The organism is uncultured Alsobacter sp., from assembly GCF_945952055.1.
Classification (GTDB): domain Bacteria; phylum Pseudomonadota; class Alphaproteobacteria; order Rhizobiales; family Beijerinckiaceae; genus Alsobacter.
Genome location: NZ_CAMFHB010000042.1, coordinates 16,629 through 37,046, shown reverse-complemented (window position 1 = coordinate 37,046; position 20,418 = coordinate 16,629). Strand labels below are relative to the sequence as shown.

24 protein-coding genes are annotated in these 20,418 nt (G+C 68.7%); 7 read left to right on the top strand and 17 right to left on the bottom strand.

Features of this window, described 5'->3' with window-relative positions:
• Window positions 1-2 precede the first annotated feature (2 nt).
• From Q0Q47_RS24110 to Q0Q47_RS24100, 3 genes are all read right to left on the bottom strand, one after another.
• Window positions 3-917, bottom strand: a complete 915-nt coding sequence (locus Q0Q47_RS24110; RefSeq protein WP_293866020.1) for an SDR family NAD(P)-dependent oxidoreductase — start codon at window positions 915-917, stop codon at window positions 3-5.
• 60 nt (window positions 918-977) lie between these two features.
• Entirely contained in the window at window positions 978-1,733 is a 756-nt protein-coding gene (locus tag Q0Q47_RS24105) for an SDR family NAD(P)-dependent oxidoreductase (protein WP_293866017.1), read from the bottom strand.
• Between the two features lie 158 nt (window positions 1,734-1,891).
• Window positions 1,892-2,851 carry an EamA family transporter gene (locus Q0Q47_RS24100; protein WP_293866014.1) on the bottom strand — a complete coding sequence of 320 codons (960 nt, stop codon included), beginning with the start codon at window positions 2,849-2,851 and terminating at the stop codon, window positions 1,892-1,894.
• Window positions 2,852-2,932: 81 nt separating this feature from the next.
• Between Q0Q47_RS24100 and Q0Q47_RS24095 the strand changes: the two genes are divergently transcribed.
• The gene (locus tag Q0Q47_RS24095; protein WP_293866011.1) at window positions 2,933-3,811 is read left to right on the top strand and encodes an NmrA family NAD(P)-binding protein; all 879 of its coding nucleotides are present in this window, start codon (window positions 2,933-2,935) and stop codon (window positions 3,809-3,811) included.
• Here the strand turns inward: Q0Q47_RS24095 and Q0Q47_RS24090 are convergent.
• Entirely contained in the window at window positions 3,806-4,942 is a 1,137-nt protein-coding gene (locus Q0Q47_RS24090; protein ID WP_293866008.1) for an acyl-CoA dehydrogenase family protein, read from the bottom strand. The two genes, Q0Q47_RS24095 and Q0Q47_RS24090, sit on opposite strands and share 6 nt — an antisense overlap.
• 164 nt (window positions 4,943-5,106) lie before the next feature.
• Here Q0Q47_RS24090 and Q0Q47_RS24085 point away from each other — a divergent pair, with 164 nt between their 5' ends.
• Complete coding sequence (locus Q0Q47_RS24085; protein WP_293866005.1) at window positions 5,107-5,418, top strand: NIPSNAP family protein; 312 nt, start codon at window positions 5,107-5,109, stop codon at window positions 5,416-5,418.
• A 19-nt stretch (window positions 5,419-5,437) separates the two neighbouring features.
• On the opposite strand, the gene Q0Q47_RS24080 is transcribed toward Q0Q47_RS24085, so the two are convergent.
• The 8 genes from Q0Q47_RS24080 to Q0Q47_RS24045 form a co-directional block, all read right to left on the bottom strand.
• The gene (locus Q0Q47_RS24080; protein ID WP_293866003.1) at window positions 5,438-6,658 is read right to left on the bottom strand and encodes a CaiB/BaiF CoA-transferase family protein; all 1,221 of its coding nucleotides are present in this window, start codon (window positions 6,656-6,658) and stop codon (window positions 5,438-5,440) included.
• 79 nt (window positions 6,659-6,737) lie between these two features.
• Entirely contained in the window at window positions 6,738-7,475 is a 738-nt protein-coding gene (locus Q0Q47_RS24075; RefSeq protein ID WP_293866000.1) for an SDR family oxidoreductase, read from the bottom strand.
• 42 nt (window positions 7,476-7,517) lie between these two features.
• Window positions 7,518-8,222 carry an ABC transporter ATP-binding protein gene (locus tag Q0Q47_RS24070; protein WP_293865997.1) on the bottom strand — a complete coding sequence of 235 codons (705 nt, stop codon included), beginning with the start codon at window positions 8,220-8,222 and terminating at the stop codon, window positions 7,518-7,520.
• The gene (locus Q0Q47_RS24065; RefSeq protein ID WP_293865994.1) at window positions 8,215-8,997 is read right to left on the bottom strand and encodes an ABC transporter ATP-binding protein; all 783 of its coding nucleotides are present in this window, start codon (window positions 8,995-8,997) and stop codon (window positions 8,215-8,217) included. The genes Q0Q47_RS24070 and Q0Q47_RS24065 overlap by 8 nt, the downstream gene beginning before the upstream one ends.
• Complete coding sequence (locus Q0Q47_RS24060) at window positions 8,994-9,983, bottom strand: branched-chain amino acid ABC transporter permease (RefSeq protein WP_293865991.1); 990 nt, start codon at window positions 9,981-9,983, stop codon at window positions 8,994-8,996. The genes Q0Q47_RS24065 and Q0Q47_RS24060 overlap by 4 nt, the downstream gene beginning before the upstream one ends.
• Window positions 9,983-10,870, bottom strand: a complete 888-nt coding sequence (locus tag Q0Q47_RS24055) for a branched-chain amino acid ABC transporter permease (RefSeq protein WP_293865988.1) — start codon at window positions 10,868-10,870, stop codon at window positions 9,983-9,985. Before Q0Q47_RS24055 ends, Q0Q47_RS24060 begins: the two co-directional genes overlap by 1 nt.
• Before the next feature lie 63 nt (window positions 10,871-10,933).
• Complete coding sequence (locus Q0Q47_RS24050; protein WP_293865985.1) at window positions 10,934-12,205, bottom strand: ABC transporter substrate-binding protein; 1,272 nt, start codon at window positions 12,203-12,205, stop codon at window positions 10,934-10,936.
• Window positions 12,206-12,306: 101 nt separating this feature from the next.
• Window positions 12,307-13,146 carry an SDR family NAD(P)-dependent oxidoreductase gene (locus tag Q0Q47_RS24045; protein WP_293865982.1) on the bottom strand — a complete coding sequence of 280 codons (840 nt, stop codon included), beginning with the start codon at window positions 13,144-13,146 and terminating at the stop codon, window positions 12,307-12,309.
• Window positions 13,147-13,355: 209 nt separating this feature from the next.
• On the opposite strand from Q0Q47_RS24045, the gene Q0Q47_RS24040 reads away from it, so the two are divergent.
• From Q0Q47_RS24040 to Q0Q47_RS24030, 3 genes are all read left to right on the top strand, one after another.
• Window positions 13,356-13,697 (top strand): DUF4286 family protein, encoded by a 342-nt coding sequence (locus Q0Q47_RS24040; protein ID WP_293865979.1) that lies wholly within the window; start codon window positions 13,356-13,358, stop codon window positions 13,695-13,697.
• Window positions 13,698-13,715: 18 nt separating this feature from the next.
• On the top strand, window positions 13,716-14,069 hold the full coding sequence (locus tag Q0Q47_RS24035) for a helix-turn-helix transcriptional regulator (RefSeq protein WP_293865976.1): 354 nt from the start codon (window positions 13,716-13,718) through the stop codon (window positions 14,067-14,069).
• A 114-nt stretch (window positions 14,070-14,183) separates the two neighbouring features.
• Window positions 14,184-15,068 (top strand): dihydrodipicolinate synthase family protein, encoded by an 885-nt coding sequence (locus tag Q0Q47_RS24030; RefSeq protein WP_293865973.1) that lies wholly within the window; start codon window positions 14,184-14,186, stop codon window positions 15,066-15,068.
• Between the two features lie 66 nt (window positions 15,069-15,134).
• On the opposite strand, the gene Q0Q47_RS24025 is transcribed toward Q0Q47_RS24030, so the two are convergent.
• The 5 genes from Q0Q47_RS24025 to Q0Q47_RS24005 form a co-directional block, all read right to left on the bottom strand.
• Window positions 15,135-15,587 carry a type II 3-dehydroquinate dehydratase gene (locus Q0Q47_RS24025; RefSeq protein WP_293865970.1) on the bottom strand — a complete coding sequence of 151 codons (453 nt, stop codon included), beginning with the start codon at window positions 15,585-15,587 and terminating at the stop codon, window positions 15,135-15,137.
• 15 nt (window positions 15,588-15,602) lie between these two features.
• A complete protein-coding gene (locus Q0Q47_RS24020; RefSeq protein WP_293866076.1) occupies window positions 15,603-16,325 on the bottom strand; it encodes an amino acid ABC transporter ATP-binding protein in 723 nt (240 codons plus the stop codon).
• 63 nt (window positions 16,326-16,388) lie between these two features.
• The gene (locus Q0Q47_RS24015) at window positions 16,389-17,225 is read right to left on the bottom strand and encodes a transporter substrate-binding domain-containing protein (RefSeq protein WP_293865967.1); all 837 of its coding nucleotides are present in this window, start codon (window positions 17,223-17,225) and stop codon (window positions 16,389-16,391) included.
• A gap of 37 nt (window positions 17,226-17,262) precedes the next feature.
• Window positions 17,263-17,904 carry an amino acid ABC transporter permease gene (locus Q0Q47_RS24010; RefSeq protein WP_293865964.1) on the bottom strand — a complete coding sequence of 214 codons (642 nt, stop codon included), beginning with the start codon at window positions 17,902-17,904 and terminating at the stop codon, window positions 17,263-17,265.
• A 10-nt stretch (window positions 17,905-17,914) separates the two neighbouring features.
• Window positions 17,915-18,583, bottom strand: a complete 669-nt coding sequence (locus Q0Q47_RS24005) for an amino acid ABC transporter permease (RefSeq protein ID WP_293865961.1) — start codon at window positions 18,581-18,583, stop codon at window positions 17,915-17,917.
• Between the two features lie 132 nt (window positions 18,584-18,715).
• Here Q0Q47_RS24005 and Q0Q47_RS24000 point away from each other — a divergent pair, with 132 nt between their 5' ends.
• The gene (locus tag Q0Q47_RS24000; RefSeq protein WP_293865958.1) at window positions 18,716-19,507 is read left to right on the top strand and encodes a GntR family transcriptional regulator; all 792 of its coding nucleotides are present in this window, start codon (window positions 18,716-18,718) and stop codon (window positions 19,505-19,507) included.
• A gap of 68 nt (window positions 19,508-19,575) precedes the next feature.
• Complete coding sequence (locus tag Q0Q47_RS23995; protein WP_293865955.1) at window positions 19,576-20,406, top strand: shikimate dehydrogenase; 831 nt, start codon at window positions 19,576-19,578, stop codon at window positions 20,404-20,406.
• Window positions 20,407-20,418 lie beyond the last annotated feature (12 nt).

Below are 20,418 nucleotides of genomic sequence, written 5' to 3'. Positions count from 1 at the left end.
CGTCACACCGGCGTCCAGGAGAAGACCTCGCGCGACATCTCCACCGGGACGAAGCTGGTGCGCAACGCCGGCAGCATGTGGTCGCGCAGCGTCTCGGGCGTCCAGCCCTCGGAGCGATGGGCGGAGCGCAGCGGCCGCGGCTGGCTCATGAGGAAGATCTCGTTGCCGCGCACGGCGAAGATCTGGCCGTTGACCTGGGCCGCGGCATCGCTGGCGAGGAACACCGCCACGGGCGCGATCTTGTCCGGGGTGAGCTTGCGCAGGCCGGCGAGGCGCTCTTCCTGGTCGGGAGTGTTGGGGATCGACCCCACCATGCGGCTCCAGGCGAAGGGCGAGATGCAGTTCGAGCGCACGTTGAAGCGGCTCATGTCCAGCGCCAGCGACTTCGACAGGCCGACGATGCCCATCTTGGCGGCGGAGTAGTTCGCCTGGCCGGGATTGCCGACGAGTCCGGACGTGGACGTCATGTGGACGAAGGTGCCGGACGCCTGGGCCCGGAAGAAATCCGCGGCGGCCCGGCTGACGTTGAAGCTGCCGTAGAGATGGACCTTGATCACCGCGTCCCAGTCTTCGTCCGTCATCTTGTGGAAGATGACGTCGCGCAGGATGCCGGCGTTGTTCACGACGATGTCGATCTTGCCGAACTCGTCGACGGCGCGGCTCACCATGGCGCGGGCCTGCGGGGCTTCGGCCACCGAGCCGAAATCGGCGACGGCCTTGCCGCCGGCCGCCGTGATCTCGCGGACGACGGCCTTCGCCGGCCCGTCCGTCTCGTCGTCCTGACCGTCGAGGGACACGCCCGGATCGTTGACGACGACGCTGGCGCCGTGGGCCGCCATCATCATCGCGATCTCGCGGCCGATGCCTCTGCCGGCGCCCGTGACGAGCGCCACCTTTCCTTCGAGAAGTCCAGCCATCGATCGGGCCTTTCCCGTGCGTGAGTGTGGGGGCGGGCCCGTGGGCCCGGCGGGTTGTCCTCAGACCATCCAGCGCCCGCCGTCGACGACGACGGACTGGCCGGTCATGTAGCGGGCGTCGTCGCTGGCCAGGAACGCGGCCACGGCGGCGATGTCCTCCGGTTCCGCGAAGAAGCCGAGCGGAATCGAGGCTTCGATCTTGGCCACGATCTCGGGCGAGATCCGCTCGATGACCCGGGTCTTGGTGACGCCCGGGCACACCGCGTTGACGTTGACGTGGAAGGGAGCGAGCTCACGTGCCAGCGACCGGGTGAACCCGATCACGCCCATCTTGGCGGCCGCGTATTCGCTGATCCCGACCTCGCCGGCCATGCCCGCGTTCGACGCGACGTTGACGATCTTGCCCTTGCGCGCCTCGCGCATGGCCGGCACGACCTGGCGCGAGGCCAGCAGCGTCGCCATGAGGCAGACGTCGAGAACGAAGCGCCACACCTCCGGCTCGGACTTGTAGAACTCGGACGCCCTCTCGCGGGCGCTCTGGCCGACATTGTTCATCAGCACGTCGACGAAGCCGCAGGTCTGCCGGATCTCGTCGAAGGCCTTCACGATGGTGGCCTCGTCGGTGCAGTCGCCGGCGATGGTGTGCACCTTCGCGCCGTGGCGGCGGGCTTCCCCGGCGACGCGGTCGAGACCGTCCTTCTCCAGGTCGATCAAGGCGAGGTTGGCGCCTTCCGAGGCGAAGCGGAGAGCCGAGGCCCGCCCGATTCCGTTCGCGGCTCCCGTGACGACGGCGAGCCTGCCCTGCAACCGTTGCATCGGCGCGATCCTTCCCTGGCCACCCGGCCTGTCCGGCGGCGCGGACGCGGGCGGCTTCATCGATTGGTTCCGGCCGTTCCAAACCGCCGGGACGATCAAAACCTAACACTCGTTCGAAACCATGACAAGCGCCTCGTGCCCCGATCGCGCGCGAGCGCTCAGGACGCTCCGTCCTTGCGGGCGCCGAGCCACGGCAGAGCGGGAAGCGTCGCCACGGCGACGCCGAGCAGGATCAGGCCCGCGCCCGACACGGAGGCCGCGGTGAGCCGTTCGCCGAGGAACAGCGCGCCGCAGGCCACCGCCACCGTGGGCACGAGATAGTTGTTGAGCGACGTGAAGCCCGCACCGGCCCGCGCCAGCAGAATGAACAGCAGCAGGTTGGCCAGGGCCGTGTTGGCGATGCCCAGCACGGCGACGGCGCCCAGGACCGACGCGGAGGGAATCACGGTCGGCAGGCCGTCGACGACGAGCGCGACGGCGACGGCAAAGAGGGCGGACATGACCTGCGTCACCGTCGCCACGGTGAGGATGTCGCGATGGCGCACGCGCCTGGAGAGGAACAGCGAGCTGGAAAACACCAGGGACGCGGCGAGCGCGGCCAATGCGCCGCGGGCCGAGTCGCCCAGGGCGGCCAGCGCCTGGGGACCGAAGAGGACCAGGATCCCCGCGAAACCGAGGGCGAGGCCGACGAGGCTGCGCGGGGTCGGTCGCTGCCCGAGTGCCGCGGCGAGCACGCCGGCCCACAGCGGCACCAGCGCCATGGCCGTCGCGGTGACGGAGGAATTGACGTAGCTCACGGAGGTGGCGATCAGGATCAGGGGCAGGGCGCCGCTGGCGATCCCGACCACCGCGAAGACCGGCAGCTCGCGCCAGGGCAGGCGGACCCCGCCCTTGGCGAGCGCCACGGCCGCCATCACCGCCGCGGCGAGCACCGTTCGCCCGGCCACGAGGCTCACCGGCGGCAGGGCGGTCACGGCGATCTTCGTGAACATGTAGGACGAGCCCCAGGCGAGGCTGATGCCGCCCAGCAGGGCGAACTCGACGAGACCCGGCCTCGCGGACCCCGGGCTGAGTTGGCCCGGTCTGGTCTGGCCCGCCTGGCTCCGGCCGCTGGACATGGGCATTCGTTCCCCGCTACAAAAACAAACAGATGTTAGAAATTTGGCCCGGTCAAGCGGCCGGCATCGTGGGAGGTCACCATGCGACGCATCCTCGTCACCGGGGCGACGGGCACCGTCGGCGGCGCCGTGCTGAAGGCCCTGGCCGCCACGGCGGACGACGACGTGCAGGTGCTGGGCGCCTCGCGCAGTGCAGCGGGTGATGCGGCGATCGCCGCGGCGGGACACGCCGCCGTGCGCCTCGACTACGATGCTCCCGCGACGCTGCGACCCGCGATGGACGGGGTCGATGCCCTGTTCCTGGCGACCGGCTACACGGTCGACATGCTGGTGCAGTCCAAGCGCGCCCTGGACGCCGCCAAGGCGGCGGGCGTGAGGCACGTGGTGCACCTGGGCGCGCTGGCGGCCGACGACACGCCGCTGGCGCATTTCGCCTGGCATCAGCTCATCGAGCGCGCCATCGAGGCCATGGGGTTTTCGTGGACGCACCTGCGGCCGAACTTCTTCATCGACACCGCGTGGGCCGGCGTGCGGGCGAGGCCCGATCGCATCGTCCACTTCGTGGCGGATCGCCCGGTGAGCTGGATCGCCAGCGACGACATCGCCGCCGTGGCGGCCGTGGCCCTCGCCGATCCCGCGGCCCACGCCGGCAAGGCCTATCCGCTCGCCAGCGAGCGCGCGACCTTCGCGCAGGTCGCCTCCGTCCTGTCCGAGGTGACCGGCCGGGCGGTGGAGTATCGCCCGCGGCCCGCGGCCGAGCTCTTCGCCATCCTGCAGCGGCAGGGCATGGAGCCGGTCTACGCCAAGAGCCTCGCCGAAGGCCTCGTTCTGGCCGAGACCGGGGACCTGCCGCTGGCCGACGCCGTGTTTCCCACCGTCGAGGAGGTCACCGGTCGCCCGGCGACGACCTGGCGGGCGTTCGCCGCGGCGCGGCTTTCCGAACTGCCGCGCGCGTCATAGCGTGCGGCCGATCAGCTCCTTCATGATCTCGTTCGTGCCGGCGTAGATGCGCTGGACGCGGGCGTCGGCGAAGGCGCGGGTGATGGGGTATTCCCACATGAACCCGTAGCCGCCGTGCAGCTGCAGCAGCTCGTCGAGCACCTTGCCCTGCATGTCGCTGGTCCAGAGCTTCACCATCGCGGCGGTGGTGGTGTCGAGCTTGCCCTCGAGGACGAGCTCCAGGCAGCGGTCGAGGAAGATGCGACCCACCTGCACCTGCGTCTTGCAGTCGGCCAGCGTGAAGCGCGTGTTCTGGAAATCGAGCACCGGCTTGCCGAAGGCCTTCCGGTTCCGGGTGTAGTCGATGGTCCACTCCAGGGCCGCCTCGCAGCAGCTGACCGCCTGGATGCCCACGTGCATGCGCTCCCAGGGCAGTTCCTGCATCATGTAGACGAAGCCCTTGCCCTCCTCGCCGATGAGGTTGGACACGGGAACCCTGACCTCGTTGAAGAACAGCTCCGAGGTGTCCTGCGCCTTGGTGCCCATCTTCTTCAGGCGCCGGCCCCGCTCGAAGCCCGCCCGGCTGGCTTCCACCATGATCAGGCTGATGCCTCGGGCCCCTTCGCTGCGGTCCGTCTTGCAGGCCACCAGGATCAGGTCGGCCGTCTGGCCGTTGGTGATGAACGTCTTCTGGCCGGAGATGACGTAGTGGTCGCCGTCCCGCACCGCGCTGGTGCGGATGGCCTGCAGGTCGGAGCCGCCACCGGGCTCCGTCATGGCGATGGCCGCGATCAGGTCGCCGCTGCCCATGCCCGGCAGCCAGGCCTGCTTCTGGGCCTCCGACCCGTAGTGGTGGATGTAGGGCGCCACGATGTCGGAATGCAGCGCGAAGCCGAGACCGGTGAGATTGAGCCGGGCCTGCTCCTCCATCAGGATGATCGAGTAGCGCCTGTCGGCGCCGGCGCCGCCGTATTCGGCCGGGATCGCGGCGCACAGATAGCCCTGCTCGCCGGCCCGCTTCCAGGCCCAGCGCGGCACCTCGCCGGCCTCCTCCCACGCCTCGTGGTGCGGCGCCAGGTCGCGCTCCATGAACCGGCGCACCGCCTGGCGGAAGATCTCGTGTTCCTCTCCGAACAGCGTGCGCTCGACCATGGCGTTCTCCCTGGATTGTCTGACGGCCCGGAACGCGGTCCGGGCGGCACGGCACTCAAGCCCGCCTGTGCCCGCGTTTTCTAACATCTGTTTGAAACGTTCGGCAAGTCGGACTAGGCTTCGCTCCAAGCGCCCAGATTGGCGCCATCCCAGGGAGGAAGTCCATGATCGTCGAGAAGCGCACTTACACGTTGCACCCCGGCAAGACGGCCGAGTTCCTCCGGCTCTACGAGGCGGAAGGGCTGGCCCTGCATCGCAAGTATCTTCGCATGCTGGGCTACTTCACCTCCGACATCGGGCCGCAGAACCAGATCGTCACGATGTGGGCCTACGAGAGCATGGCGGAGCGCGAGGAGCTGCGCGCCAGGCTCTACGCGGATCCCGAATGGATCGCCTTCGGACCCAAGACGCTGCCGCTCATCCAGACGATGGAAAACGTCATCCTCAAGCCCACGCATTTCTCCCCGATGCCGTGAGCCGTCGCCGGCCCGCGGGCTAAGCGCCGGCGACGATCCCGCGGGCCATCAGGTCGGCGACCTCGCGCGGGTCGATGCCGGCGTCGGCCAGCACCTGCGCGGAGTGCTCGCCCACCAGCGGCGCGCGTTGGCGCACCCCGCCCGGCGTCCGGGTCATGCGGATGGGCGTCGAGGCGATCGTCACCGGCGTGGCCGACCCCGGGTGCTCGACCTCCACCAGCATCTGGCGCGCCTGCATGTGCGGGTCGGCGAAGATGTCCTCCGCCGTGTTCACGGGGCCGAACGGCACGCGGCCGTCGAGGGCCTGCGCGATCTCGGCCTTCGTCCGCCGGCTCGTCCACTCCTCGACGATGCGGTTGGTCTCGGCGGCGTGCGCCAGCCGGTCGTTGTTGCTGGCGAAGCGGGGATCGCCGCGCAACTCCGGCCGGCCCATCGCGTCCACCAGCTCGAGCCAGAACGTGTCGCGCGGGCAGCCGATGGTGACCGCGCCGTCACGGGCGGAAAACACGCCGAAGGGGCAGAGAATCGGGTGGTGGTTGCCCTCGGGCACCGGCGCCTTGTTCGTGTAGGAGAACTGGTAGACGAGCCGTTCGCAGAGCGCGACGATGCCGTCGTACATCGCCACGTCGAGGAACTGGCCACGGCCGGAACTGCGGGCGTGGGTCAAGGCGGCGAGAATGCCGAAGGCCGCGAGCACGGCGGGGAAGATGTCGCCGATGCCCGGTCCGATCTTCAGGGGCGTCCGCGCGTCGGGACCCGTGATGCCCATCGCTCCGCCCATCGCCTGGGCCACCACGTCGAAGGCGGGTCTGTCGGCGTAGGGGCTGCGGCCCGTGCGCGGGTCGCCGAAGCCGCGGATCGCGGCGTAGACGAGGCGCGGATTGGCGGCGGCCAGGGTTTCGTAGCCGAGCCCCAGCTTGTCCATCACCCCGGCCCGGAAGTTCTCCACGACGATGTCGGCGTCCGCGGCGAGGCGGCGGAACAGCGCGACGCCTTCGGGCGCCTTCAGGTCGAGGGCCAGGCTGCGCTTGTTGCGGTTGGTGCTCTGGAAGTAGCCGCCGAAGTGCCGGGCGGTGTCGTCGGCCCGGAACGGTCCGAACAGGCGGGTCGGATCGCCGCCGACCGGCTCGATCTTGACGACGTCGGCGCCCTGGTCGGCCAGCAACATGGTGCAGTAGGGACCCGCCAGCATCTGGGTGAGGTCCAGCACCTTCACGCCCGCCAGGGCACCCGTCGTCATGCCGTCCATCTCGAAAACCCCGTCCCGTCCGCCCGGGCGTGTCCGCTCGAGCCCATGCCGTTGCCCGCCGCGCGGGCGGTCAGCGCGCCGTGTACCCGCCGTCCACGAGCAGGTCCGCGCCGGTGATGAACGACGCGCGCGGCGAGGCCAGGAACGAGATCGCGTCGGCGACCTCGTCCGGCTGGCCCAGTCGCCCGACCGGATGGAGCGGCCCCATCGTCGCGGTGGCCTGCTCGACCGAGCCGAACTGGGTCACCATGCGGTCGGTGGCGATCGCGCCCGGCGAGACCGAGGCCACGCGGATGCCCTGCTGAGCCAGATCGAGCGCCAGGCTGCGGGTGAAGGCCAGCACGGCGCCCTTGGTCGCGGAGTAGGCGACCCGCGCCGGCGCCCCGACATGGGCGAAGGTGGATGCGATGTTGATGATGCGCGCGCCGCGGCTCATGGCCGGCAGGACCGCGCGGGTGACGTTGAAGACGCCGGTCACGTTGACCGCCATCGCGTGGTCCCACTGCTGCGGATCGAGCTCGGTGATGGGAGCGGCCGGCGTCACGGCGGCGGCATTGTTGACAAGCACGTCCACCCGGCCGGACGTCCTCAGGATGGCATCCGCCATCCGCGCGACGCTGGCGCGGTCGGTGACGTCGCACTGATGGACGTGGGCGAAGGCGGAGGCGTCGTCGATGGGGCCGATGTCGGAGGCGTGCACGATGGCGCCATCACGCGCGAAGGCGTTGGCTACGGCGCGGCCGATGCCGCGGGCCGCGCCGGTGACCACGACCACCTGGTCGGCGAAGTCCTGTGAACGGTTCGGCATGGTCTTGCGGTCTCTCCTTGGTCGGCGTCCCGGGTCGCGCGCTCACAGGGCGAGATAGCGCGATTGCAGATCGGGCCTCGCGTCGAACGCATCCCAGGATCCCTCGAAAACCACGCGGCCGCTATCGAGAAGGTAGAGCCTCGTCGTGCTCTTGCGCGCGAACCAGACGTTCTGCTCGGTGAGGAGGAGCGCCATGCCGTCGGCGGATCGGATGTGCTCGATCTGGCGCGCCAGCGCCTCGACGAGGACGGGCGCGAGCCCCTCGGTCGGCTCGTCCAGCAACAGGCAATCGGGACGCGCCACGACGGCCCGGGCCACGGCGAGCAATTGCTGCTGGCCTCCACTCAGCTCGAAGCCGAGCCTCTGCGCCAGGTCGCGCAGGACCGGGAAGAAGGCGAAGATCTCCTCGACGGTGTACGGCGTCGCGCCGGGGCGCGCCGCATGCCGGCCCATGGCGATGTTCTCCGCCACGGTCAGGTGCGGATAGATCCGCCGGTCCTCCGGCACCAGGGCGAGCCCGCGGCGGGCGCGCTCATGGTCCGCGAGGTCGGCGATCGACGTGCCGCGGTGGAGCACAGGGCCCACGGCGCGGGGCCCGCCGGCCATGATCGCCTTCATGGTCGTGCTCTTGCCGGCGCCGTTGCGTCCGAGGATGGCGACGCCTTCGCCTTCTCCGACCGTCAGGCGCACGCCCTGCACGACGTAGCTGTCGCCGTAGAAGGCGTCGAGCGGCCCGACCTCAAGCATGACCGGCTCCCGCGCCGCCGTGGCCCAGATAGATGTCGCGCACCAGGGGATCCTTGCGCACGGCGTCCGGCGCACCCTGGGCCACGATCTCCCCGTAATGGAGGACCGCCACCTTGGTCGCCAGCCCGAAGACCACGTCCATGTCGTGTTCCGTCAGGACGATCGTCATCCCGTGGCGCTCCTTGACCATCGCGAGGAGCTCTGTCGCCGACTTCCGGTCGGCGGGGGACATGCCCGCGGTGGGCTCGTCGAGCATGAGGATCTTCGGCTGCAGGGCCAGGCACATCGCGAGTTCGAGGCGCTTCTTGTCGCCGTGGGACAGGAGGCGCGCCACGACCCGGCGCTTGTCGACGAGCCCCACCTCCCGCAGCGTCTCCATCACGCCCTCGCGGACCTCGGCCGTGGGAGCCCAGGCCAGGGGCCGGCGCTGCCCCAGCCCGGCATTGCGCCGGTGGGCCTCCACCGAGACGACGACGTTGTCCTCGGTGGTCAGGTCGGAAAACACCCGGGCCACCTGGAACGAACGCCCGAAGCCCAGCCGCACGCGTTGCCACGCGGGCACGGTGGTGACGTCGCGCCCCTCGTGGGCCACCTGTCCGCTGTCGGGAAACAACTCCCCGCTCAGCACCTTGAACAGGGTCGTCTTGCCGGCGCCGTTGGGGCCGATGATGGCGAAGGTGTCCCCGCCCGCCACGGTCAGGTTGACGTTCTTGAGCACCTTGACGGCGGGGTAGGACTTGAAGAGGCCGGTCGCCTCCAGCAACGGGGTGCTCATGGCCGCCGCTCCTTGCCGGTTATGCGCTGGCGCAGCCGCGCCACGGCCCCGAGGATGCCGCCCGGCGCGGCGAGGACGACCGCCAGCAGGATGGCTCCCGTCACGATCTCGGAAATACCGTGCAGGGTGCGGGTGCCGTATTCGAGAACCGCGAAGCCCAGCGCCCCGACGGCGGGACCCCAGAAAAAGTGAACGCCGCCCAGCAGCGTGTAGAGGATGGGCCTGGCCGACGCCGTCCAGTGGGCCACCTCGGGCGTCAGGATCTGCAACCAGGGACCGAACAGGGCTCCGGTGACGCCGGCCACGCCCGAGGCGATGGCATAGGACATGAGCCGGTAGCGCTGCACGGGGATGCCGAGGAAGGCGGCGCGCTCGGGGTCCTGCTGGATGGCCCGGAAGACGCGGCCGACGCGACTGTGCGTCACCCACCAGACGATCCCGGCCAGCAGCGCGGAGACCACCACGATGAAGTAGTAATAGGCATTGCCCGCGGCCAGATCGATCGTCGTCCAGCCGAGCGGCAACTTGGGGCGCCGGATGCCGGTGAAGCCGTCCTCGCGGCCGAGTGCCGCCGACGACGAGATCACCAGGTAGACGATCTGGCTCAGCGCCAGTGTCAGGATGGCGAAATAGACCCCCTGCGAGCGGCGTAGCGCGATGAGCCCCACCAGGGCGGCGATCGCCGCGCACAGGAGGCCGGCGCCGGCGAAGGTGAGGAGGGGATGAACCTGGGGCAACGCTCGCGCCGCATAGGCATAGGCATAGCCGCCGACGGCGAAGAAGGACGCGTGCCCGAAGCTGACGAGCCCGGTCTGGCCGAACATCAGGTTCCAGGTCAGGCCGAACACCATCTGCAGCGCCACCGTGCCTGCCAGGAACACGATTCCCTTGTCGGCGATGCCGGGCAGGGCGAGGAAGGCCGCCATGCACAGCATCGCGAGGCCGAAGCGCATGAGCGGGGAGGCCTGGGCGGGCGAGGGCTCCATCACAGGCTGCCTCCGGCCATGAGGCCCTGCGGGCGCACCACGAGCATGATGGCCATCGCCACGTAGAAGAACAGGCCGGGGATTTCGGGGAAGTAGAGGGATCCGAAGCTGTCGATGACGCTGAGGAGAATGGCGGCGAGGAAGGTGCCGCGCACGTTGCCCATTCCCCCAACGATCAGCGCCCCGAAGGCCTGCACGACGAAGGCGTTGGCGAGATTGGGCGAAAGGGTCTGGTTGGGCAGCAGCAGGCCCCCGACCACGCCGGCCAGGAAGAAGCCCGCGATGACGATCCAGGCGTAGAGGCGCGGAACGTTGACGCCGAGCTTGCCGGCCATCCAGGGGTCGGACGCGACCGACTTCATCAGCTTGCCCGTCTGGGTGTGGTGCAGCATCCATTCCAGCGCGGCGTAGAACGCCACGCCGACGGCGATGACGAAGACCGCGTAGACCGGCATCACCACGTCGCCTGCGATCCATGCGTCCGCCAGCAGGGGCGGCGTGGGAACACTGCGGAAGTTCACGCCCCAGATCGCCTTCACAGCGCCTTCGCAGATCAGCAGCAGGGCGTAGGTGGCGATGAGCGAATAGGCCTCGTCCACCTTCTGCAGCGGCCGGAAGATGCTGCGCTCGACCAGCCAGCCGAGGATGCCCAGGCCGACGCCCGCCAGCGCGCACAGGAGCACGTAGCGCAGGACGCCCATCTCCGACCCGCCCGTCACGCCGCTCAGCGTGAAGGCGAGGTAGGCGCCGATCATGAACAGGCCGCCATGCGCGAAATTGAGGACGCGCAGGATCCCGAACACCAGGGTCAGCCCGCTGGCGAACAGGAAGACCACCATGGCCGCGAAGAGCCCGTTGAACAGCGGGCCGGCGATGCTCGACAACACGGCAGCCTCGAGGGATCAGGGCGAACGGAATCCGCCGGGGTCATGGACCCCGGCGGAACGGCGTCATTTCTTGTTGTACTGGAACTTCAGCGGCTGCCCCGGGGTCGGGGGCTCGATGGCGTCGGCGCCCTTGATCACCTTGTGTCCCGTCACCGTCCAGCCCTGGTCGCTCGAGTCGGGGCCGAACTGCACGAAGTTCAGGTCGCAGATGGCCTGGTGGTCTTCCTTGCGGATCGTGCGCTCGCCCTTGCAGGTATCGAAGGTCAGGCCCTCGAGCGCGCGGATGACCTGCGCCGTCTCGGTGCCGCCCGCCTTCTGGATGGCGGCGGCGTAGGCCAGGACGGCCGCATGAGCCTCGCCCACGTAGCCGGCCGGGAACTTGTCGCCGGTCTGCTTGACGTAGGCGTCGTAGAGCTCGTCGTTGATCTTGCGGCCCTTGTACGCGCCGAAATACCAGTGGAAGCCAGACCACAGGCCGGGCGGGGTGTTCTTGCCCATCGCCTGGGCGATGATGAACTCGCTGCCCGGATCGACGATGACCTTGAACTTCTTCGTCAGGCCATAGGACGCGGCCTGGCCGAACATGGTCACGGCGTCGCCGCCGTACACGCCGCAATACAGCCCTTCGGACGAACGGCGCATCAGCTGCGTGAGGTCGTTCTTGTAGTCGGTCGCGCCGAACTTGGCCCAGATCGCCTCCGCGACCTCGACCTGCTTCTTCGTCAGTTCCGGATAGAACTGCATGAGGCCGTCCACGAAGGAATCCCAGTTGGACGTCCCGATGGCGGTCTGCGGGTTGATGGCGGTCCAGGTGGTGATCGCCGGGTAGTCCGCGGCCACGAGCCTGGCCAGCGCCCTCTGGCGCATGAAGGCCTGGTCCGAGATCCGGAAGAGGTTGGGGCTGAACTGGTCGTGGGTGAGTTCGTTGGCCGAGGCCGCCGACAGCACGAGGACGGCGTTGTCGCCCTGCAGCGTCGGCGCGATGGCGAGCGCCACGCCGCTGGACAGGACGCCGAACATGAGGTTCACGCCGGCGCCGACGAGGTCCTTGGAGGCGGCGACGCCCGCCGCCGGAGCGGCCTTGTCGTCGCGCGGCACGAGTTCGAGCTTGCGCCCGAGGACGCCGCCGGCCTGGTTGATCTGGTTCACGGCGATGGTCGCGCCGGCCAGCTGGTAGCGGCCGATGATCTCCTGCGACCCGCTGAGGGGCGAGATCAGGCCGAGGCGGATGGGACCGCTCTGGGCTCGCGCGCCTTTGGAGGAGAGGGACAGCGCACCCGCGCCGCTCGCAGCAAGAAGACCGGTGAAGTGCCGTCTCGTGAAGGTCGTGGACATGGTGTCCTCCCTGTCTATGGCTGGTGGTCTTTTTTGTTGTTTTTGAACGTACGTTCGATTTTGGGGGGCGTCAATCGCCCGCGTGCGTTCGGGGCCTCGATTCAGGTGGGTTCGGCGTAGACGCCCGAGGCCAGCAGGGACGACGAGGCGAGGTCGGCGCCCTGCGCGTTGGTGTAGAAGCCTGCCGTGAGGCCGCCGTCGACCGGAATGGTGGCGCCGGTCACGTAGGATGCGGCGTCCGACAGCAGGAAGAACACCACCGCGGCGATCTCCTCCGGGCGCCCCATGCGGCCGAGCGGCGTCCGGTTCTCCAGCACATTCGAGACGAAGCCGGGCGGGATGCCCTTGCGCACCAGCGGCGTGTCCACGCCGTTGGGCGCCACCGCGTTGACGCGGATGCCCCGCCGGCCCCATTCGATGGCGAGCACGCTGGTCAGCCCGTCCACGCCGTATTTAGCGGAGCAGTAGTTCGCCCGTCCGGCGAAGCCGCCCAGGGAGTTGACCGATCCGATGTTGACGATGGCGCCGCCCTGGCCGGCGAGCAGGCGCCGGCCGACCGCCTGGCAGGACAGGAACATTCCCTTGAGGTTGGTGTCGACGACGAGATCCCACGTCGCCTCATCCATGCTTTCGGCGGGGCGCGGGCGGGACAGGCCGGCGGCGGTCACGAGACCGTCGATCCTGCCGAAGGCCTGCTCTAGCGTCTCGACGGCCGCGGCCGTCGCCGCCGCGTCGCGCACGTCGAAGGGCAGGGGGACCGCCCGGCCGTTCGCCGCCGCAATCTCGCGCGCGACCCTGGCGGCCGCCTCCGGGTCGAGGTCACCGATGCCCACCGAGGCGCCGGCCGCGGCCAGCGCCTTGGCGCAGGCCTCGCCGATTCCCGATGCGCCGCCCGTCACGAGATAGGCGCGTCCTGCGATCGATCCGGCTGCTTGCGTCATCGGGCGTCTCCCGTCCCCAGGTGGCGTTCGACAAGATAACCGAACGGTCGTTCGAAACCGATGACACAGGAAACGGGGCGGGCTGGCAAGCGGCAACGGGAAAGCCGCGCGATGGGGCTTGTGGTGTTTTTGAACGGTGGTTAGATTTCTCGAAACCCGGGCCGCCTCCCAGCGCGCGCCCGGGCACCTCGGGAAGGAGCGCCTGCCTCATGCCGAAGTACAATCTGCTCGCACTGACCAATCCGATCGAGGGCCAGGAGGACGCGTTCAACGACTGGTACACGAACGTCCATCTGGCCGACGTGCTCAAGCTTCCGGGCGTCGTGGCGGCGCAGCGCTTCGTGCTGAGCGACAAGCAGCACCGTGCGCCCCCGTTCGACTGGAAGTATCTCGCGGTCTACGAGATCGACATCGACGACGTCCAGACCACCCTGACGGCGCTGAAGGCCGCCAGCGGCACGCCGGCCATGCCCCTGTCGCCCGCGCTCTCCCCCGAGCGGATGGTGTGGATCTACAGCCCGATCACCGGTCGCGTGGAGAAGGCCGAGTAGCGGCCGGGGACGAGACGGATGGACGATCCCGCAGTGCAACGGCTCGACCACGCCTCGACGGCGGCCGCGCAAGCCGCCGCGCACCGGCTGCCGATCTGGCGGGAGATCGCCGAGCGCGACGATCTCATGGTCGCCCCGGGCGAGTTCGAGCAGCGTCTGGCCTGCCTCACCCAGACCGAGCTCGTGATCCTGTCCCTGATGGCGCATGGCCTGATGAACAAGCAGATCGCCTATCGCTGCGGAGCGGCGCAGTCGACGATCAAGAGCCACGTGACGCACATCCTGCGCAAGCTGCGGACCCGGAGCCGGACCACCGCCGCCGTGCAGTATGCCGTTTTCGTCGAGCGGCTCCGCGCGCCGGTCCGCGAGTAGCCCCATGCGGTGAAGGCGGTCGCCGCGTGCCATCTTGCGTCGGTCCGGGCGGCGGGACAGACTTGGCCGCCCGGACCTGCCGCGTCCGTTGAACGTCGAATGTCGGAGATCAAGGTGGCCACACCGCTCAAGGGCGTCATTGCTGCAATCGCCACTCCCGTGGATGCCGCGGGCGAACCGGATCTGCCGCGCTATCTCAAGCTGGCGCGGCATCTCCTGGACAATGGCTGCGATGCGCTCAACATCCTGGGCACGACCGGGGAGGCGACCTCCTTCAGCCTGGCCCAGCGCCAGCGCGTGATGACCGCCCTCAAGGAGGCCGGCCTGCCGATGGGCCGCCTGATGGTCGGCACGGGCGCGGCCTCGATCTCGGACGCCGAGGACCTCACCCGGCACGCGGCCAAGCTCGGCTTCGCCGGGGCCCTGATCATCCCGCCCTTCTACTACAAGGGCATCTCCAATGCCGGCATGATGCGCTTCTTCGAGCGCCTCGTGAGCGCCACGGCCGCCCAGCCCATTCCGCTCTACCTCTACCACTTCCCGGCCTTGTCGGGCGTGCCCTACGCGCCCTCGCTGGTGGCCGAGCTGATCGGCGCCTTCGGCCCGATCATCGCCGGGCTCAAGGATTCCTCGGGCGACATGGAGTATGCGCGCACCGTGGCGCGGGCCCATCCGGGCTTCGCCGTGTTCCCGTCCAACGAGGCGACGCTGGCCGAGGCGCGGTCGGGCCTCTTCGCGGGCTGCATCTCGGCCACCGCCAACCTCAATTCGGCCTGGTGCGCCAGGGGCTTCCACCAGGGGGACGACGCCGCGCTCGCCACGGCGGTGTCCATCCGCAAGATGTTCGACGGCAAGGTGCTGATCTCGGGCGTGAAGGCCACGCTGGCCCACATCCACAAGGACCCTGCCTACGCCGTGCCTCTCCCGCCCATGGTCACCTGCACCCCCGCCGAGCAGGCGGACTACGCGGCGCAGTACGATCGGTTCGCGGCCGGCTGAACGGACAGCGCGCAGCCTCTCCGCGAAAAGGCAGATCCGGCGCGGCCCTTTGCGGCCGCGACCTGGTCAGACCCGGCCTTCGTCGACGAGGAGGCGCATGGCCTGCACGGCCAGGCCGTAGCCGGCCGGGCCCAGGCCGGCGATGACCGCCGTGGCCGTCTTCGACACCAGCGAGCGGTGATAGATCTCTTCCCGCCGGTGGATGTTGGAAATGTGCAGCTCGATCTTCGGGTTGTCGAACATCTTGAGGGCGTCGAGCAAGGCCACCGAGGTGAAGGACAGCCCCGCCGGGTTGATGATGATGCCGGCGGCCGTCTTTCTCGCCTCGTGGATGCTCTCGATCAGCACGCCCTCGAAGTTGGTCTGGCGGAAGTCGAGCTCGAAGCCGCAGTTTTCGCACTGCGCCCTGCAAAGATCTTCGATCTGGGCGAGCGTCGTGGTGCCGTAGATCTGAGGCTCCCGTTCTCCCAGCAGGTTCAGGTTGGGTCCGTTGAGGACCATGAGTTTCGGGTGCGCCATCGGAGGCTCCATCGCTCAATGATGGGCGAGAATTTCGCCCAGGAACGTCCGCGCGCGCGGATGCTGCGGGTTCTTGAAGAACGTCTCGGGGGCGGCCTCTTCCAGGATCTCCCCGTCGGCCATGAAGATGACCCGGTCCGCCACCTGGCGGGCGAAACCCATCTCGTGAGTGACGCAGACCATGGTCATGCCGTCGCGCGCGAGCCCGATCATGGTGTCCAGGACCTCCTTGACCATCTCGGGATCGAGGGCCGAGGTCGGCTCGTCGAAGAGCATGACCTTGGGCTCCATGCACAGCGCCCGCGCGATCGCGACGCGCTGCTGCTGACCACCGGAGAGCTGGGCGGGATACTTGGCGGCCTGCTCGCCGATGCGCACCCGTTCGAGATACTTGCGGGCCGTCGCCTCGGCTTCGGCCTGGTTGAGCCCGCGCACGCGCATCGGCGCCAGCGTGCAGTTCTGCAGCACCGTCATGTGCGGGAAGAGATTGAAACTCTGGAACACCATGCCGACTTCGCGCCTGACCGCATCCACGGCCCGGGCGCTGTCGTCGAGCGAGATGCCGTCCACCACGATGCGGCCCTTCTGGACGGCCTCGAGGTGGTTGATGCACCGGATCAGGGTCGACTTGCCCGATCCCGAAGGCCCGCACAGGACGATCTTCTCGCCCCGGCGGACCTCGATGTTGACGCCGCGCAGGGCATGGAATTCACCGTACCACTTGTCCACGCCCTCCATTGTGATGAGCGGGTCGGCGCGTTCGGGTTGTGCTGGCACGGTGAAGCCCTCGTCTGGCTGCGATCAGCTGGCGGTGAAGGGAACGCCTTCCATGCTCGTCGGCATCGGAGGCTGCTCGGCCTTCATCCACTTGTCGGTGATGGCCTTGAGCTCGCCGCTGGCCTTGATCTTGTCGATGAAGGTATTGGCGAGGGCGTTCATCTCCTTCTCGCCGAGGCGGGTGCAGGCTCCATTGTAGATGTTGGAGAACACCAGCTTCTGCTCGAACACGCCCGGCTTCGCTTCCTCGAGCCGGCGGATGTAGAAGATGTTGCCGCCCAGCGCCTGAGCCTGGCCGGAGACGGCGGCCTGGATCGAGGCGGCATCGCCGTCGAAGCGCAGGATGTTCGTGCCCGCCGGCGCGTTCTTGGTCACCTCGGTGTCCTGCGCCGCGCCGCGCGCGACGGAGATCGACACCTTGCCCATGTCGGCGTTGGTCTTGATCTCGACGGTCTTGGGCGCCAGCAGCACGATCTGGTTGGCCACATAAGGCTTGCTGAACTGCACCGCCTTGGCGCGGTCGGGGAACATGGCCATCGTCGCGAAGAGGATGTCGACGCGGCCCGACGTCAGGGCGGGGATCCGGTTGGCGACCTCGAGCGGCACGAACTGGACCTGCACGCCCAGCTCCTTGGCGAACAGTTCGCCGATGTCGGCGTCGATGCCTTCCTGCTTGCCCGAGCTGTTGACGAAGCCCCACGGCGGATTGTCGCCCTGGATGCCGATGATCACCTTGCCGCGCTTCTTGATCTCGTCCGGCGTGATGGCGAACGCCCGGGACGTCATCAGCGCCGGCAGGGCGAGGGTCGCTGCGGCTCCGGCCATGACGGCGCGGCGGCTCAAGTCCAGTGTCTTCTTCATCGACGCATCCTCCAGTTCGGTCTTTTCATGCCGCGGTTCAACGGGTCGGCGCGGCAATCCGACGTTCGAGCCAGGAGCCCAGAAGGGACAACGGCCAACACAGTGCGAAGTACATCACCCCGATCACGGCGTAGACGAGAAGGGGCTTGAAGGTCTGGTTGGAGACGATGTTGCCGGCGCGCGCGAGCTCGGTGAAGCCGACGATGGACGCCAGCGACGTGCCCTTGATCAGCTGCACGAGGAAGCCGACGGTGGCCGGCAGCGAAATCTGGATCGCCTGCGGCAGGATCACGTCACGCATGCGGGAGACGTAGCTCAGGCTCAGCGCCTTGGCCGCTTCCGTCTGGCCCTTCGGCACGGCCTCGATCGACCCGCGCCAGATGTCGCCGAGGAAGGCGCTGGAGTTGGCCGTGAAGCCGATGGCGACGGCCTGCCAGGACTCCAGTTCCAGGCCCACCAGAGCCAGGCCGTAATACACCACGAAAAGCTGCATCAGCAGCGGCGTGCCCTGGAAGAGCGCGATGTAGGCCGCCGTGCCGCGCTCCAGCAGGGGCTGGCCGGACGTGCGGGCCAGCGCCACCAGCAGGCCGACGATCCCGCCGCCGACGAAGCCGATGGCGGAGAGCAGGACCGTCCACTTGAGGCCCTGGAGAAGGAAGAGGAATTCGGGGGCTCCCATTCGTCCGCTCCTACTTCACCGGGTAGCTGAAGTAGCGCATGGAGAGGACGGCGAAGGCCTTCATGATGATCCACGACATCGCCAGGTAGAGCAGCGTGATCGTTCCGTAGACCTCGAAGCTGCGAAACGACTCGTTCTCGATCAGCTTGGCCACGGAGGTGAGTTCGTAGGCCGCGATCGCGGACGCGATGCTCGTCGTGAGCGTCAGCATGATGAACTGGCCGGTCAGCGAGGGGTACACCGCGCGCAGTGCCGGCCGCAGCACGATGAATCTGAACACGTCCGTCTTGTGCAGGCCGAGCGCCAGCCCCGCCTCTATCTGGCCCTTGTGGATCGACTGGACGCCGCCGCGGATGATCTCGATCGCGTAGGCGCCGCCGTTCAGGCCAAGGGCGACGATGGCGGTGGGCGTCGGGCTGAGGCGGATCCCTACCAGCGGCAGGGCGAAGAACACGAAGTAGATCTGAACCAGGAAGGGCGTGTTCCGGATCAGCTCGACGAACGAGATCACGAGGATCCGCAGCGCCTTGACATTGGAGTCGCGCAGGACGACCCCGCCGATTCCGATCGCCAGCGCGAGCGTCATGCCCGTGACCGCGAGGAACAGCGTTCCCGCGCACCCCTTCAGGAGGTCGGGCAGCCCGCTGATCACCGGTCCGAAATCGAGCGTGTAGTTCAAGCGTTTCCTCGGGAGCCGACTTGTCGGAGAGTGTCGTACTTAGCGTCGACCATTGGACGAATAGGCGATCATCCAACGTTTTGCAATATGGCGTGCATTGCCTTGTGCGCTGGATGATGGTGAAATGGAATCATGACGGATCATCACAACGATCACGACCGCGGTCCGGGAGAGACCGTCGGCGAGGTCGTCTACAACCGCATTCGGAACGACATCCTGTTCGGCGAGCTCGCGCCGGGTGAGCGCTTGCGCCTCGACAACGCGAGCCGGCGCTACGGCGCCAGCGTCGGGACGATCCGTGAGCTCCTGAACCGGCTGTCGTCCGAGGGACTGGTCGTCGCCGAGGGCCAGCGCGGCTTCGAGGTGGCGCCGGCCTCGCCCACTGAGTTTCGGGAGGTGGCGGCGTTGCGGCTCCTGCTCGAGAGCCATGCCATGTCCCTGTCTTTCTCCGCCGGCGACCTCGACTGGGAGGCCCGCGTCGTGGCCGCCCACCACAAGCTCTCGGTGCTCGAGCACCGTATGCTGAAAGGCACGGACGTCGATCTCGCGCTGCTGCGGCAATGCGACAGCGACTTCCACCGGGCCATGATCTCGGCCTGCGGCTCCCGCGTGCTGATGGAGACCTATGGCCAGGTGCACGATCGCTACCTGCGCTACCTGACCATCGCCGTGACGTTCAGGGGTGACGTGTCGGTGAAGGAGCACGCCAAGCTTCTCGACTGCGCGCTGTCGCGCGACGCGGCGCGGGCTTCCGCCATCCTCGAGGTGCACATCAACAGCTGCCTGGACATGGCGCTGGATGGCACCGTGCCGAGCTGGGCCGCGGGTCAGGGGCGTGTTGGCGCGGCGAAGGCCGCCGGCCAGCCGGCGGCCGACGTGCCCCGGCGGCGCGCATCGCGGAAAGCGGCGATGACGGACGTGTGAGACATCCCCGGGGTGCGGCTCGCCCCCCGAGCGCGGCGCGACGCTCCGCGCCCGACAAGGCGTACCCAATGATCGACGGCAACACGCTCCTGATCGCCCATGTCGGCTATCCGACGACGACCTTCAAATCGCCGGGGATCTACAATCCCTGGTTCGCCAGCGTCGGATGCAACGCGGTCGTGGTCCCGATGGCGGTGCAGCAGGACGATTTCGAGCCGGTGCTGGCGGCGCTGAAGCGGCTGCGCAACATTCGCGGCGCCCTGATCACGATGCCGCACAAGCGCGCCGCGGTGGACCTCGTCGACCATGTCTCGGTCGCGGCCCAGATCGCGGGCGCCTGCAACGCCATCCGCTTCGAGGCCGACGGCACCACCACGGGTGAGCAGTTCGACGGCGAGGGCTTCGTGCGCGGCGTGACGTCCAAGAACCGGACGATCCGGGGAGCGCATGCGCTCGTGGTCGGCGCGGGCGGCGTCGGGTCGGCGATCGCCGCCTCCCTGGCCGCGGCGGGCGTCGGATCCATCGCCCTCTACGATCCGGACCAGTCGGCCATGGACGTCCTGGCCGCCCGGCTGACGCGCCACTATCCGACGCTCGCCGTCGTCGTCGGCGACCGCGATCCGGCTGGTCGCGACATCGTCGTCAACGCCAGCCCGCTGGGCATGAACGACGGCGACCCGCTTCCCCTCGACGTGACCCGCATCGCCGCCTCCAGCTTCGTGGGAGAGGTGGTGCTCAAGGCGCAGATCACGCCCTTCCTGGCTGCAGCCCGCGCCCGCGGCTGCCAATATCAGGTCGGCACCGACATGCTCTTCGAGCAGATCCCGGCCTACCTGGAATTCTTCGGGCTCCCGGTCGCATCGCCCGACACGCTGCGCAAACTCGCCACCCTCGGTTGACGTGTCGCGGGA